This window comes from Spirosoma humi, from assembly GCF_054776575.1.
Genome location: NZ_BAAHBR010000001.1, coordinates 404174 through 419063, shown reverse-complemented (window position 1 = coordinate 419063; position 14890 = coordinate 404174). Strand labels below are relative to the sequence as shown.

The window sequence follows — 14890 nt, the reverse complement described above, 5'->3', positions numbered from 1 at the left end:
TCATATATTTGCGTTTATTTAGTAAATGTACAAGCCAGAACACGGGATACTGCGCCTGTAAGAAATGAGTTGATAGCTCCTTTCTGGTTTATCTGATGCCCGCATCTGTTGTACATTAATCTGTTTTCACTAGTCAAGCAAGTATGAGTCTCCTGCTGTCAATTGTAATGCCGGCTTACAACGAAGAAGAAGTTATCGAAGCTGTTGTCAAGCAGTGGACTGATTTGTTGATCCGCCAGTTCCCTACCGAAAATACCCGTTTAATTGTCGTCAATGACGGCTCCCGCGATAAAACAGGGGCTATCTTAGATCAAATAAAAGACCGTTACCCTAAGCTCATGGTCGTGCATCAACCAAACGGTGGACATGGTAACGCGGTCGTCAATGGATACCGGCAGGCAGTTGCGCTGGATTCGGAATATATTTTCCAGACGGATAGCGACGATCAGTTTATTACCGACGATTTCGGCAAGCTATGGGCCAGACGGAACGAGTCACCGTTTATCCTGGGCTATCGTGAAGAACGGTATGATGCCCCGGCCCGGTTAATTATCACGCGTATTCTCCGGCTGAGCATTGCGTTTATTTACGGAACGTATATCATGGACAGCAATATTCCATTCCGGCTGATTCGGGGTACATTCCTGCGTAAACTGCTGGCTCAACTTCCCGACCCAACGCCGTTCGCACCCAATATTTTCCTGGCGGTCATGGCGAAAAAAGCAGGCTACAACACGTTCGATATTCCGATTACGCACAAAGAGCGGCTAACGGGAACGGTTTCCATTTTGAAGTGGAAACTGCTCAAAGTGTGTATCCAGAGTTTTAAGGAACTCGCCCAGTTCCGGCTTGACCTGAGCAGCAAGGTAAAAGCGTTGAAAAAACCTGAGCCTGTAACGGCCTGAACACGTTACGGTGTCTATCGTTAGTTTTCGGTAAGCTGATGCGTGGGCTAGTCTATGCTGGTCAACCGAAACGTGTAAGGCGGCTTATAATTCCTCTTCAGTATTAAATGAAACGAAGTCTCTGGATTGCTGTCGGTGCCGTACTGCTGCTTGTTGGTGGCTGGCTGGGGTACCGACAGTTTTTTCCGGCAAGTCGGACCGTGGGTTCACTGGTGCCACCCGGTGCTCTACTGGTCTTGGCCAGCGACCGGCTCCAGGACACGGTTTCGGCCCGCGTCCTGCGTACCCAGCTTTCGCTCCGGCAACTGCCCGTCTTTGACGAAGCCCGTCAGAAACTAGACCGGTTTCTTTATGCGACGGCCGATACCGCCACGGTACTCAAGTTCGTTTCCGGGCGGAACATCCGGTACTCGCTGCACTCGATTTCCAAGACAACGCTCGATTTCATTTTCTACGTCCCGATAACGGCTCAGGACCAGGCATTTCTGAACCGCCTTACCAATCCGGATCCCCGGCAATATCGGGTCCTTAATCACATGTTTGCCGGTGAAAAAATCCTTGATTTGGTTGCCAGGGGCAATGAACCCGTTGGTTCTTTCATTCTGACTGATGGTTTTCTGGTGGGTAGTGAATCAGGTATTCTAATCGAGAATGTGGCCAAACGGATGCACCAGTCGCTGAAACTGACCGCTGCCGAGCCAGACTTCCGGATCGATGGTGACCACCTGGCGGGGCTATCCGTACGACCCGAAGTGCTTCAGTCGTTGTTTAGCAACGTCGGTTCGCTGGTCAGGCTCTTTCTACCGGAGGAACTAAATCTTCAATTTCGGCAATCAGCTTCACGTTCTCACCTGATTGGATACGCCGTTGACCAGATTGGTAACCGGCAGGATGTAGCGGCTTTGTTTGCGCGTCAAACGCCCCGGCGTATCCAATACGCCCATCTGATTCCACAAACAACGGCTACTTTATATCATATCGGCATCAGCGATGCGCCCCAGTTTGGAAAATCACTTAGTAACCTGTTAAGCTCAGCGTCCAGCGATTTTCTGCGGGATCGGTTCAAGCAGATAGCCCCCGAAACCAAATCACTGTATCAGTCACTGGGACCCGATATCATGCTGTGCCGCCTGGAATCGCCGACGGGTGCCTTGCGTCAAGTGTTGATTTTGACCGCTCAGGATGGCAAAAAACTGGCGAATGCCTATCAACAGGTAGCACTTCGGTCGGGGGCAAAAATAGCGACAGACCCGAAAAGCTATCTGGGCCATAAAATCCTGTTGCTCAATATCCCGGAATTGCCCGCGTCGCTCTTTAGCAGCTTATTTTCGGGCTTCACCCAAAGCTGGATCACCCAGCATGGTACCTCGCTGATCGTGGCCAATAGCGAAGATGCGTTGCAGGATTACCTGCAACAAGTACAGCGGGGCGCCGTCTGGACGGCCGACGCCCGTCAGGCCGAGTTATTGAACTCAACCCTGCGTCCAGCCAATTTCACGGCTTTTGCCCGACTAAATCGGGGTCAGCGAAGCGTACTTGCCAGTTGGCCCCTGGGCTGGCAAAACCTGCTCGATCAGGTGGATCCAGCAACGGGTACATCGGCGCTGGCCAATCTGGAAAACATGGCATATCAGGCTAGCTACGGAAATGAAAATATTCAATCGACGGTCATACTGGGCCGCACGACCCGCCCAGCCAGCCGGGCGGTCCTCAATAAGGTTCTTCTTCAGAAGAAGACCGAGTTCAACGCGCCACTCATTTCGGCCCCTATCGTAACGGGCAACCTGAGCGACAGTTCGGCTCAGTTTTATGCCCAGAACAATGCCAATCAGTTTGTACTGGTAACCCCCGATGGCGATAAGCTGGTGCAGAACAATACCGATGGCCCCATTCGCAGCAATGCTCTGGGCGTAGACTTTCTGAACAACGGCCGGTTGCAGTACCTGTTCATGACGGACCGGACCCTGTATGTGGCCGACCCCGTTCGCATCAGTAAACAGGTGGCCCTACAGGCGATCCCCCTGCCGAAGGGTATTGACCCCACTTTTCTGGCCCGGCCACGGGGCAGCCAGCAGCGGAATATGGTTGCTTTGGCCGCCCACGAAGATGGCCATATTTACGCCCTCGACCGACAGCGCCGAACTTTTGTACGGCTCATGACGGCTCCTCATAAAGGCGTCCTGCAGCTTCCATTTCAGGTGCTGGTGACGCCATCGGGCATGGATATCCTCGCGATGCAGGCGGATGGTACTCTGAACCACTGGCGGGAAAACGGAACGCAGTATCCGCACTTCCCCACCAAAATTGAGCGGACGAATGAAGAAGAGCCCGAAATCCGGTTTGTTGGCCCGGCACTCCTGCCACCCGGACAAACGCAGATTCGGTCCATTACCGACGAAGGGCAACTGTTAACGATCAATGCAAATGGCCTGATCGCAAAGCGAATTCAGTTGTATCGGCCCATTCGGCGGGGCTATTTCCGGTTATTCCCGGATGAAGACCAAACGAACTGGTTACTCCTCCGCACAACCGATACCGAAATTGCGGTGCTGGATCAGCAGGGACAGCGCCGGTTCGATGTCCGTGCCCTGCAATCCGGCCGCAACAACATCCGGTACCACCGGCTTGGGGCTGGGGTCGAGTTGGTTAGCGTTAAATCGGGCGGTTTCACGATGCTTTACGATCTGAATGGCCGAATTTTAAACGATCGACCGATTCCAAGCGATTTTCCCGTTGCGCTGCAATTCGATGAACGCACCAATGAATTATATATTCTAAGTGGTGCCCAGCAGGCAGTTCAATTATTCAGTATTCGATTAAGGTAAAATTAAGTCGGGAATAAAGGTCATACGATGGCCTCCCTCCTTCAGTCATGCGCGTTTTACGCTATACCCTTTTAGTAGTTGCCCTCGTTCTCTGGAGTGGTGGCCTGTCGAGTACCGTCTTGCACGGACTCTACAAGGTCGGCATTGTGGTGGACGATTACCGCTTTGGCGACCTGTACCGGCTTTCGGCGCTGCCTCAGTTTAAAGAGCCCAAACCCGTTTGTGCATCGGTCAACCGGTCAAGTGATACGGCTTCGACTCATCTCTATATTATTGGCGATAGCTTTTCCGAACCGGAACGACTCAGCCAGTCCGACTTTCGGGTGAGTCACTTTCAGCGCGTAGCGTGGGACTTTCAGCAACGGGTACAGCTTGACCCCACCAAGCAGAATGTGCTGCTGATGGAATCGGTAGAACGGCATATCCGCGATCACTTCCGCCGACCCATCAACGAGTTCGTTGTTCAGACCGATACCGCCAAAACGCCCACTCCGAAGCTCCCGCTGCGCCAGCGACTCAGTAACGAGTTTCACCGCAGTGATATGGAAGAACGGCTTGAATCGACCCTATTCAGTCGTGACTGGGCTTTTTGGTTCAAAGAGCTGAAAGCAAGCTTAACGCTGAACTGGTTCAATCGGGAAAGTTCGAGCGTTAGTTTATCGAAAGACCACAGAAACATATTTCTGCGGAGTGATACCGATACGTCCAAGACACTGAATTCCTCATTCGCCCATGTATCGGATCAGGACGTTACGGTTTTGGTCGACAGCATCAACTCCGTTGCGGAACGGTACAAACGGCTTGGCTTCGATGCCGTGTACTTCTCAATGATTCCAAACAAAGCCAGTATTGTAGAAGCGAATCGCGGGGCGTACAACCACCTGATCGAACGGATTCAGCAACACCCCAACCTGCGGGTGCCAACGATCAATATATACGAAGCATTCAAGGCAAGCCCACAATCGCCTTACCTAAAGAGCGATACGCACTGGACGTGTGAAGGCCGGGAACAGTGGCTTAATTTGGTACGCCAGAAAATCAGGATCTAAAGAGACAGATACGGCAGGTAAGGTTCTAACTTGCCCATATCCCGAAACGCCGTCACCTGATGCAGGTTGTTGTTATAGGCGTCGTAGCGCAGTTCAACGTAGAAATCGCGCAGATTGTAGAGCAGGAATACATTTTCGCCTTCGTAGCGATTGGCGAGAATGTCACCCGTAAAATAAAGGGTATCGAGTTGCTGGTCGGCGGAAAGGCTGGTGAAATCGGCAGGTTGCATGAGCATACGGGGTTGACAAGCGAAATAAACGAAAAGCGGGCGGCTCACCAAATGAGCCGCCCGACTTTATATACCACAACAAAAACAGCCATACAATACAACTAAAACACCATACCGGATAACACGCTACAATACAGTGTACTTGTCTAATCGGACGATTTGAGTTTAATTATAAATATTGTCAACTAATCTTCACCTGCTTGCCCGTTCGGGCAGCTTCGTAGATGGCCTCTACGATTTTTATATCACGTAGCCCTTCTTCACCCGGCACCAGCATCGGCTTTTTATTCATGATGGCTTCGGCATCGTCGTCCATTTGTTTGGTCTGCTGCCAGGGTACTTCGTAAGGGTGCTCGATTTTGCCACTATTGCCACTCCATACCCCTTTCTGACCATTGTAAGCAGAGTAGGGCTCCATACGCAGCGTACCTTTGCTACCCGTCACATCCAGAAAGTTCATATTCATCCCATAACTGGACTGAACGGCCGCGCGCGCGCCACTCGGAAACACTAGCTGGGCCATTGTCGTCTCATCGAGCCCATTTTTATAGATGTCGGGTCGGGTCGTGTATTGCTGCGCCGTTACGGCAATCGGCTCCTCCCCCGTTGCCAGCCGGGCTCCCTGCAACACATACACGCCCATGTCGTACATGACACCGCCCCCCATTTCTTTCTTCTGCTTCCAGTGATCGGTACGGTTGTCCTGATAGCCTGCAGAGCAACTGACCATCTGGATTTTGCCAATCTTACCATCCCGCAGTGCCTTCACATACTCCTGCGTATTGGGCTCGTGGTGAAGTCGGTAGCCAACGGCCAGCGATACGTTGTTCTTCTTACAGGCGTCAATCATGTTCTGACACTCCCTGGCCGTAACCGCCATTGGCTTTTCCACCCAGACGTGTTTTCCTGCTTTAGCCGCCCGGACTACGTATTCCTCGTGCATAGACGGCGGCAAAACCACGTAGATAACATCAATGTCGGGGTTGTTGGCAATCTGGCCGAAGGTCTGGTATGAATAAATGTTTTTGTCGGGGATGTTGTACTGTTTTTTCCATTTTTCGGCTTTGGCGGGCGTACCCGTTACGATGCCGGCCAGGTAGCAATTTTTCGTTTTCTGCAACGCCGGAGCCAGCAGATCGGTACTGTAGTAGCCCAGGCCAACCAGGGCCACGCCCAATTTATCCTTGGCGGGTTTGGTGCTCGCCCAAAGTGCATTGGGTGCTATGGCTGCGGCAACGCCGGTAAGTGCCGTTTGATGCAGGAAGGTTCTGCGAGAGGTCATAACTATGTTGTTTTTAGGTTCCGGATGGTCGTCTGACGCGTCGGTCGTTCGAACGAGGTTTAGTAGTGCAAACTACGAACCCCAAACCAGAAACGTTAGCGCCAGCTTTCAAAATCTTTCCCACCGAACCCGTCCGATAAGCTTTTTGTTGAAAGTTGGGGCTATCCGTGAAGAACCCCCTACTTTTGTACCATGTCCAAGAACGTTAATATCGGTTTAGTGCAGATGAGTTGCTCGGCAGATGTCGAGGCCAATATTCAGAAAGCCATCGACGGCATTCGCGAAGCCGCTCAGAAAGGCGCCCAAATCGTTTGCCTGCAGGAGTTATTTACGTCGCTGTACTTCTGCGATGTCGAAGACCATCATAATTTTGGTTTGGCCGAAGCCATCCCCGGACCCACCACCGACCGGCTGGCGCAGTTGGCCGGTGAGTTAGGTGTTGTTATTATTGCGTCGCTGTTCGAGAAACGGGCGCAGGGTTTGTACCACAACACGACTGCCGTTCTGGATGCTGACGGAACCTATCTAGGCAAATACCGGAAGATGCATATCCCGGACGATCCTGGCTATTACGAGAAATTTTACTTTACGCCCGGCGATCTGGGGTATAAAGTGTTCGATACCAAGTTTGCCCGGATTGGCGTCCTGATCTGCTGGGACCAGTGGTATCCCGAAGCAGCCCGCATCACCGCCCTGATGGGTGCTGAAATTCTTTTCTACCCCACCGCTATCGGCTGGGATACCAACGAACCGGATTCAGCTCAGAACACCGAACAATACAATGCCTGGCAGACCATTCAGCGGAGCCATGCGATTGCAAATGGTGTGCATGTTGTTGCCGTGAACCGCGTTGGTCGTGAGGCCGATCAGCAGTTTTGGGGTGGCTCGTTCGTGTCCAATCCTTTTGGGTCATTGCTTTACCTGGCTCCTCATGACCAGGAGCTTGTTCATGTTCAGTCGGTTGACCTGGCTCTTTCGGAGAAATACCGTACCACCTGGCCCTATTTCCGCGATCGCCGTATTGATTCGTATCAACCCATCACGAAGCGGTATATCGATCAGGAATAAATCAACGTACGACGGATGATCACGACGGGGCAATTTCGGTTGCCCCTCGTCTTACTGGTACGGGTACGGTGTAACGTAGTTACCGTCCATTACAACCCCAACCATCTTGAAGTCACTTATGAAATTACTTGCCCTGGGTTTAGCGATTAGTTTAGCGGGTACGGGCTACTGGTACTGGCAATCGAACGAATCGGCTCCGGTAGAGGCCGTTCGCCTGCAGGGTCCGCTGCCCGCGCAAACAGCCCTGGCGCCTACTCCCCGATCCCGCTTTACACCCACTCCCAGCACCCGTAAAGGATTTTATAGCCTGGACATTGTTAGCGACTTTACGTTACCCGCCACCAAAACAATTACTTTTTGCGGGGCTGGTCGTAACCTCCACGTACAGCAGGATCGAACAAAGATTTTCCGGCGCGGTTTCTCCGCCGTCGACCAAACCCGCATGGTGCCCGGCGTCGAATTATGGAAAGATGGTTTCCCGGCAAAAGGCTGGAAAAGCGCACTGCAGCTAAGCCAGCGCGCCTGGATCGTTTACCGGGGCTACTTCAGGGACGCCTTTGGGCTGTCTTGGGCCGAAAACAGTGAGAAAGCGGGCGAAACACTCTATCGAGCAGCCCCCGCAGCGCCCGGCGCCCGACCAGGGCCGCTGAACCGAAATACTTTGTTTCAGGCATCCACCGAACTTAGCGGAGGTTGCTTTGGCTTTGGTGACTGCCCACCCGGTGGTATGAAAAATACGTACGGATTCATTTTTCTGGATATCGAGAATGACAATACCAGTGTAGGCAATCGGCAGGAGCAGGCCAATCTGTATACCTACATGATCAAAACGATCAAGGAGAACGTCAGCCCGCAAACGCTGGTAGGCTCCATTGCACCGGTTTTACACAACAGTGTTGGCTATTCGAGAGCGGAAGACTATAAAGCTACGCCCGAATGGCTCTGGACGATGCCTGCCCGCCATACGAACAACAGCCGCCAGCGCGGAATGCCCGACGATATTGTGGGTAAATCATTTGGCGACTATGCTGATTTTCAGATGCCGGGCACCTATTATGTGTACCCTGACTTTGATTACTCGATTCGGCATACCGGCGATAATGATCGCCACTGGCTGGCCGCTCTTCTGGGCGAGCAGGAAGTCAACATGAAACTATCACCCAAGAAGCGGATTGCCTGGCAATGGCTGTTCAATACGCAAAGTGAGCTGCCCAATAGTCGTAAAGCGGAACATGCCGCTCCGCCTGCCGTAGCCGAAGGAATGGGAATTTTCTATTGGTTTACAGGGGCTTACGGGGCTTTATTCTGGGATGATCATACCGATTTAGTACCTGATCAACCTTCTCCAAGCGATCCAGAACAGAAAGGTGTTGGTAACGATCGAAATTATACCTGTTACGAACATTATGTTCATGGCCTGTGGCGCCTTTTTAAGCACCATGGTGATTTGTTCAACGGGCGGGAAACTTACCTGAATGAAGCGACCGAATGTTCCTACGACGGGGGTCAGACATGGTACAAATACAATGCAAATCAGCTCAAAACCCACGATGTTCCGTTTGTGCGGGCCATTGTGAATGGTAATCAGATCTTGATAGCCGCCAGCAAAGCCTATGCTCAGCCGAATCAAACCAATAAGGTCATGATGCGCTATGTTCAGAATGGGTATTCGTTTTACACGACCATCACGCTGAAAGGCGATGAGATTTACCTCGGTCGGGCCTCGATGGGCCGGAGCAGTAAGTAGTTAATGAGCAGCGTAATAATCTCTTCCCAAACTTCCCGTTAACCAGTAAAAAAATTACCCATCCTCTATGAATCTTGGTATTGAAATTGGCGGAACAAAATTGCAGCTAGTAACCGGTGACAGTCATGGGAAGATTGCTCAGCGGTTCCGTTACGCCATTGATCCGGAACAGGGTGCCGACGGAATCCGGAAGCAGATTGCCCTGACCATTGGCCAATTGACCGAACCACCCCTGGCAGTTGGCGTTGGTTTCGGCGGTCCGGTCGATTGGCAAACGGGGCGGATTGCGACCTCCCACCAGATTGGTGGCTGGGCGGATGTTGATCTGGCGGGCTGGCTTAGAGACCTTTTACCGAACGCTTCGATACAGGTCGAGAACGACGCCAATGTGGCGGCCCTGGGCGAAGCCCGGTACGGTGTAGCCACGGGTTTTAGTCGTGTATTTTACGTTACGCTTGGTAGTGGCGTTGGGGGCGGAATGGTGATTAACAAGACGGTATACCACGGAGCTATGCCGGGCGAAGCTGAGATCGGCCATTTATGGCTCGTGCCGCCCAGCGAAAGTGCGGATGGGAAACCATTGCCGGGTCAAACCATCGAGCAGACGGTGTCGGGCTGGGCAGTAGATCAGCAGATAAGAGACCTGCTTCCGCAACTGCCCGACGATTCGGCGTTGAAGCTGGCGGTTCAGCAGGCACATGCGTCGGGCTCTGTTGGCAAAGAAGCCCGGTTTTTACATCCGGCTTACGAAGCCAGTGATCCCGTTGCCCGGATGCTGATTGAACAGATCGGTTCGGTTCTAGCGTTGGGACTTTCCCACGTGACGCATTTGTTTCACCCGGACGCTATTGTGTTGGGTGGTGGCTTGTCGCTCATTGGCGAACCCCTCCGGGCGGCCGTTCGGCAAACGCTTCCCCGTTTTGTCATGAAATCATTTCAGCCACCTCCTGTTGTGCTATTAGCCAAGTTGGGCGAAGATGCTGTACCGGTGGGTGCGTTAATGTTGGCGAAGCGTTATGAATGATGCGTTGAGCCTATGCTAAAAAAGAACCTCTCTATTCTTTACTCTTCATTCACGACTCGTTATTCCTAAAACCATGAACCAAACCTATTTTAAACAGTATATCGACCGGCAGAAACAGGCTTACGATGCCATTCCAATCGAAAAGGTCGAGCATATCATAGAACTTATCAAAAAATGCTGGGCAGAGGATCGGCAGCTTTTCGCTTTTGGCAATGGAGGAAGCGCGTCGAATGTATCGCACTTCATCACCGACCTCGGCAAAAGCGCATCGGACAGGATGGGACGTCGTTTCCGATGCCTGTCGCTTAATGAGAATGTATCCTGGATTACGGCCCTGGGCAACGATTACGCTTACGAAGATGTGTATGTGCGGCAGCTCCACAACTACGCCCGCCCCGGCGATCTGGTCTTGACACTGAGCGTAAGCGGTAACTCGCCCAACGTAGTCAAGGCAGTTCAATGGGCAAATGACAATGAGCTGACAACCATTGCGCTCGTTGGGGGAAAAGGCGGACGCCTGGCCGACCTTGCTCACGAGTCCATCATTATTCAGGATGAACATTATGGCCGCGTAGAAGACGCCCAAATGACCATCTGCCACATGCTGTGCTACGGTTTTATTGAATCATAACCTTGTAGAAACGCGTATTCGCGTCTCTACTTAATAATGGCTGACGCATCGGAGGAGAGACGCAAGTATACGTCTCTACAGGGTTAACTGTATCGGTCGTTCCGCCAGGGATAGGCGGTGTTTGAATAGCCTCGTTCCTCCCAGAAGCCAAGCTGGTTTTTGTCGAGAAACTCAATGCGCTTGATCCATTTGGACCCCTTCCAGGCGTATAACTGGGGTGTAATCATGCGGAGTGGCCCGCCATGTTCCTGCGTCAACGGTTTTCCGTCGGCAGTATGTACGAGCAGTACGTCGGGTTTGAGGGCTTCTTCCAGCGAAACATTCGTTGAATAACCATCATAGCCGTAACACATCACATGCGTAGCCGTACCTTTTGGATCGACCAGCGCGGCCAGATCCATAAAGCGTACTCCTACCCAGGGAACGTTCAGGCGCGACCAGGTCGTCACACAATGAAAATCGCTGATATCTTCCACCTGTGGCAGCGCCATCAAATCGTCCCATTTGAGTCGGACGGGATGATTGACTTCTCCGTCGATGTTTAGCTGCCACTTATCGAGCGGAATCCCCGGCTGGTAACCCAGATCAAGCACAGGCCACTTCGTCGTAACGGTTTGCCCGATTGGCACAGTAGGCATGCCATGCCGATTGAGCGGGCCGGAACCCCGTGGTTTTTCGGGTCCATCCATCCGATCGGCCACGGAGGGCGTCTGAGCCATTTTATCCTCAAACCGACGTTTGAGTTTCATCCGGGCTTCGACAATGCGATCGAGCTTTTCAGGGTTTTCAGATGATGGGTTGGCTTCCATTGGTGTAAGGTTTTTTATAAAACGAATAACGGCTACCCCTGTTTAACTTACCCGAACGTAACTCCCCAGCAGCTTCACTTCGGCGGAGTGGTGGTTCAAGATCTCGTGCAAATCCGGATCGGTGGCGTGGCCTTCGCATTCGAGCAAAAACCAATACCGGAACGTAGCACCATCCCGCAGTGGGCGACTCTCAATTTTAGTCAGGTTGATATTTCGGGCGTTGAATTCCTGCAGGAAATCAGCCAGTACACCGGGCGACTGGGTGTTGGGCAAACGGGCAATCAACGTCGTTTTATCGTGGCCACTTGGCTGATTGACGAAGTCTTTAGCCAGAATCAGGAAACGCGTCCGGTTGAGATCACTGTCTTCAATGTTATCGAACAACACCGGCACATCGAACAATTTAGCCGCAATGTGCGAACAGATAGCCGCCGTGTTGGGCTGTTGTGTAGCCAGTTTAGCCGCTTTAGACGTCGATTCTACCGGCACAAGTTCGGCCTTCAACTCATCGAAGTAGTCATTCAGAAAACGGCTGCATTGCCGGAAGGCGATGTCTTTGGAATAAATGTGCGTAATGTCCGCTAAATTCTCTGCTTTGGTTGCAAAAGTAAAATGGACCGGAATTTGCACTTCAGCGGCAATACGCAGATCCTTCTCCAGCAGCAAATCGATGGCTTCCTCAACAACACCTTCCTGGTTGTTTTCAATGGGCACCACTCCAAACCGAACCCGACCCGTTTCGACGCTCTCAAACACGGAGCGTATGGTTGGCAGAGCCATGTACGCACTCATCGCTCCGAAACGGCTTTCGGCGGCCTGATGCGTGAAACTGCCTTCCGGACCCAGATAGGCTACCCGCTCCGGTAGTTCAAGATTACGGGATACGGCAAAGATTTCCAGAAAGATAGCCTCGATGGCTGGTCGGTTCAGGAGGCCATTATTTTGCTCATCCAACCGATCTAAAATCTGTTTTTCCCGTTCAGGCCGGTAGATAACGGTGTTCGTTGAGCGTTTGAGTTCGCCTACTTTACGGACCAGTTCCATGCGCTTGTTCAGCAGCGTCAGAAGTTGATCGTCGAGGGCGTCAATGTCATTACGGAGGGACTCTAAAGTCATAAAAAAAAGCGTAAGTCGTAGGTCTTGCCGTGATAAGTAGTTGTTCACTACCTCCAGTTGACAAACTTACGACTTACGACTTATGACTGCTAGACCTGACCGCTAAAACTTATACTAAAGCGACCTCATCGACATCTTTTTCAATGCGCAGATTGTCGATAATAAAGCGTTGACGGTCGGGCGTGTTTTTGCCCATGTAATAGCTTAGTAATTTGGGAACGGAAGTTTCCATTTCCATAATGACGGGTTCGAGACGCATGTTTTCGCCGATGAACAAGCCAAATTCGTCCGGTGAAATCTCCCCCAATCCTTTGAACCGGGTTATTTCTACTTTTTTCCCGCCTTTGGTCAGCTTGTCGATACCCGCCTGTTTTTCTTCTTCCGAATAACAGTAGGTTGTTTCCTTATGGTTTTTCGGATTTCGTACGCGGAACAACGGGGTTTCCAGAATATATAAATGGCCGTTTCGCACCAGATCCGGAAAAAACTGGAGAAAGAACGTCAACATCAGCAAGCGAATGTGCATCCCGTCTACGTCGGCATCGGTTGCGATGACAATACGATTATATCGCAATCCTTCCAAACCTTCCTCAATATCCAAAGCGTGCTGAAGCAGGTTGAATTCTTCGTTTTCATAAACCACTTTCTTGGTCAGGCCAAAGCAATTGAGTGGTTTACCCCGCAGGCTAAAGACGGCCTGAGACTGCACATTCCGTGATTTCGTGATCGATCCGCTGGCCGAGTCGCCCTCGGTAATAAACAGCGTTGACTGATAGCGATCCTCCGCTTTCAGGTCGGGCAGGTGGTTACGGCAATCGCGCAGCTTTTTGTTGTGCAGACTTGCCTTTTTGGCACGATCATTGGCCAGTTTCTTGATACCGGCGAGTTCTTTACGTTCCCGTTCCGACTGTTCGATTCGCTTCTTGAGCGCTTCCCGAACGGCAGGATTTTGGTGCAGAAAGTTGTCCAGCCGTTCTTTAACGAACTCTTTGACAAATGAACTGACCGACTGCGCGTTTTGCTCGGGAGACATATTCTGCGACCCAAGCTTTGTTTTCGTCTGTGATTCGAAGACGGGCTCCTGAACCCGAATACTGATGGCCGCGATGATGGATGAACGGATATCCGATACCTCGTAGTTTTTGTCGAAGTGACGCCGAACCGTTTCAACAACTGCTTCTTTGAGTGCGTTCAGGTGAGTTCCGCCCTGGGTTGTATACTGACCATTGACAAACGAATAATACTCTTCGCCATACTGGTTGCCGTGTGTCATGGCAATTTCCAGGTCATTGCCTTTCAGGTGGATGATCGGGTAACGCAGTGATTCTTCGTCTTTTTTGGTCTTGTCGCGCAGCAGATCGAGTAACCCGTTTTGCGATATGTACTTCTGCTTGTTGAACGATATCGTAAGGCCTGCATTCAGATAGCAATAATTCCAGATCATATTTTCCAGAAACTGGGGAATGAAATGAAAATGCTTAAACACAGAATCGTCCGGTTCGAAGCAGATGAGCGTTCCGTTACGCTCATTCGTCACGTCTTCGCCCCGCTGTTTGAGCTCACCCCGTTCAAATTCGGCCCAGACCGTGCGCCCGTCCCGAAAAGCCTGAACCCGGAAATAAGTCGACAGAGCATTGACGGCTTTGGTCCCTACACCGTTGAGGCCAACCGATTTCTGGAAAGCTCCGGAATCGTATTTACCGCCCGTATTAATCTTGGAAACGACTTCTACCACCTTACCCAGTGGAATACCGCGGCCATAGTCGCGCACTTCCACCCGATGGTCTGTTACGCGCACATCAATGATTTTACCAAAGCCCATCACATGCTCATCAATGCAATTGTCGATGGTTTCTTTTATAAGAACATAGATCCCGTCATCGGCTGCCGACCCGTCGCCGAGCTTACCAATATACATACCGGGGCGCAGGCGGATGTGTTCGCGCCAATCCAGGGATCGGATGCTATCTTCATTGTACTGAACAGACTGATTGAGCAATTCTGCCATATGAACTAGTTAACTAAAGACGAAAAGGGGCTGTAAGGCGTAGGAGCCATTTTAACCAAACATTAGAAAAATTATACCTGTCTTACGGAAGGATAAAAAATCACCGCACAATATGAAACTGTTTACAATCCAACAAAAGTTCGCTTACTTTGCCGACTGAACTGCACTGTGTACTACTCAAGCTGATTATTCGTTA

General features: G+C 51.4%; 12 protein-coding genes. 7 read left to right on the top strand and 5 right to left on the bottom strand.

Annotation, left to right across the window (positions count from 1 at the left end):
• Positions 1-143: 143 nt before the first annotated feature.
• The 3 genes from ACYU8Y_RS01795 to ACYU8Y_RS01785 all read left to right on the top strand — a co-directional run bounded on the left by ACYU8Y_RS01795 (position 144) and on the right by ACYU8Y_RS01785 (position 4779).
• Positions 144-905, top strand: a complete 762-nt coding sequence (locus tag ACYU8Y_RS01795; protein ID WP_460933573.1) for a glycosyltransferase family 2 protein — start codon at positions 144-146, stop codon at positions 903-905.
• 107 nt (positions 906-1012) lie between these two features.
• The gene (locus ACYU8Y_RS01790; RefSeq protein WP_460933571.1) at positions 1013-3730 is read left to right on the top strand and encodes a hypothetical protein; all 2718 of its coding nucleotides are present in this window, start codon (positions 1013-1015) and stop codon (positions 3728-3730) included.
• Positions 3731-3777: 47 nt separating this feature from the next.
• On the top strand, positions 3778-4779 hold the full coding sequence (locus tag ACYU8Y_RS01785) for a hypothetical protein (protein WP_460933570.1): 1002 nt from the start codon (positions 3778-3780) through the stop codon (positions 4777-4779).
• Here the strand turns inward: ACYU8Y_RS01785 and ACYU8Y_RS01780 are convergent.
• The gene (locus ACYU8Y_RS01780) at positions 4776-5009 is read right to left on the bottom strand and encodes a hypothetical protein (protein WP_460933568.1); all 234 of its coding nucleotides are present in this window, start codon (positions 5007-5009) and stop codon (positions 4776-4778) included. The genes ACYU8Y_RS01785 and ACYU8Y_RS01780 overlap by 4 nt on opposite strands.
• Before the next feature lie 181 nt (positions 5010-5190).
• On the bottom strand, positions 5191-6291 hold the full coding sequence (locus ACYU8Y_RS01775) for a Gfo/Idh/MocA family protein (RefSeq protein WP_460933566.1): 1101 nt from the start codon (positions 6289-6291) through the stop codon (positions 5191-5193).
• Between the two features lie 192 nt (positions 6292-6483).
• On the opposite strand from ACYU8Y_RS01775, the gene ACYU8Y_RS01770 reads away from it, so the two are divergent.
• From ACYU8Y_RS01770 to ACYU8Y_RS01755, 4 genes are all read left to right on the top strand, one after another.
• Positions 6484-7359, top strand: coding sequence for a carbon-nitrogen hydrolase (locus ACYU8Y_RS01770; protein ID WP_460933564.1), 876 nt, complete (start codon positions 6484-6486; stop codon positions 7357-7359).
• 118 nt (positions 7360-7477) lie between these two features.
• The gene (locus ACYU8Y_RS01765) at positions 7478-9106 is read left to right on the top strand and encodes a hypothetical protein (RefSeq protein ID WP_460933562.1); all 1629 of its coding nucleotides are present in this window, start codon (positions 7478-7480) and stop codon (positions 9104-9106) included.
• Between the two features lie 67 nt (positions 9107-9173).
• Positions 9174-10130, top strand: a complete 957-nt coding sequence (locus ACYU8Y_RS01760; RefSeq protein WP_460933560.1) for an ROK family protein — start codon at positions 9174-9176, stop codon at positions 10128-10130.
• A 73-nt stretch (positions 10131-10203) separates the two neighbouring features.
• Positions 10204-10761: a D-sedoheptulose-7-phosphate isomerase gene (locus ACYU8Y_RS01755; RefSeq protein ID WP_460933558.1), complete on the top strand. Its 558-nt coding sequence runs from the start codon at positions 10204-10206 to the stop codon at positions 10759-10761.
• Positions 10762-10844: 83 nt separating this feature from the next.
• Here the strand turns inward: ACYU8Y_RS01755 and ACYU8Y_RS01750 are convergent, their stop codons facing one another.
• The 3 genes from ACYU8Y_RS01750 to ACYU8Y_RS01740 all read right to left on the bottom strand — a co-directional run bounded on the left by ACYU8Y_RS01750 (position 10845) and on the right by ACYU8Y_RS01740 (position 14694).
• The gene (locus ACYU8Y_RS01750; RefSeq protein ID WP_460933556.1) at positions 10845-11570 is read right to left on the bottom strand and encodes a sulfite oxidase-like oxidoreductase; all 726 of its coding nucleotides are present in this window, start codon (positions 11568-11570) and stop codon (positions 10845-10847) included.
• A gap of 42 nt (positions 11571-11612) precedes the next feature.
• Positions 11613-12686 (bottom strand): prephenate dehydratase, encoded by a 1074-nt coding sequence (pheA, locus tag ACYU8Y_RS01745; RefSeq protein ID WP_460933554.1) that lies wholly within the window; start codon positions 12684-12686, stop codon positions 11613-11615.
• Positions 12687-12795: 109 nt separating this feature from the next.
• Positions 12796-14694: a DNA topoisomerase IV subunit B gene (locus ACYU8Y_RS01740; RefSeq protein ID WP_460933552.1), complete on the bottom strand. Its 1899-nt coding sequence runs from the start codon at positions 14692-14694 to the stop codon at positions 12796-12798.
• Positions 14695-14890 lie beyond the last annotated feature (196 nt).